The organism is Agrococcus sp. HG114 (assembly GCF_024723325.1).
Lineage (GTDB): Bacteria > Actinomycetota > Actinomycetes > Actinomycetales > Microbacteriaceae > Agrococcus.
In genome coordinates, this window is sequence record NZ_JANQCH010000265.1 from 1 (window position 1) to 621 (window position 621).

General features: G+C 78.4%; 1 pseudogene. It reads right to left on the bottom strand.

Annotated elements, in window-relative coordinates:
- Positions 1–621: pseudogene (locus NWP09_RS13150) on the bottom strand (primosomal protein N'); the annotation flags it as partial.

Genomic DNA, 621 nt, shown 5'->3' on the forward strand with positions numbered 1-621 from the left:
GTGGTGGCCGAGCCGCTCGTGCTCGAGGAAGCCGACCTCGACGAGCCGCTCGGCGTCGGTCGAGCGGGCGTGCCCCGCGATGACGAGCGCGCATCCCGACTGCGCCTGGCGCACGAGCGCGGCGTCGCGCGCGTGCACGCCGGGCGCGAGCGGCTCGGCGAGCAGCGGATCCCCGTCCTCCCACACCGCGAGCAGCCCGAGGCGCGCGGCCGGCGCGTAGACCGCCGAGCGCGGGCCGATGATGACGACCGGCTCGCCGTCGAGGCAGCGCAGGAACCCTCGGTAGCGCTCCGGGTTCTTCTGCCGCGCATCCAGCTCGACGACCCGCTCAGCGCCGACGACCGCGCCGAGCGCGAGCCGCAGCTGCCGCTGCTCGCGGTGGTCGGGCACGACGACGATCGCCTGCTCGCCGCGCTCGAGCGCCTGCCGCGCGAGCCCCGCGAGCGCGACCGCCCAGCGGCCGATCCACGCGTCGCCCTCGTCGCCGGGCACCGCGACGACCCCGCCCGCGCACTCGAGCGCGATGCGCCGACGGCCGCCGACGAGCCCGGCCAGGACCTCGGATGCGTCGGCGAGTCCGGGCGAGTCGGCGGCGGCCGGGAGGTCGACCGGCGCGGCAGC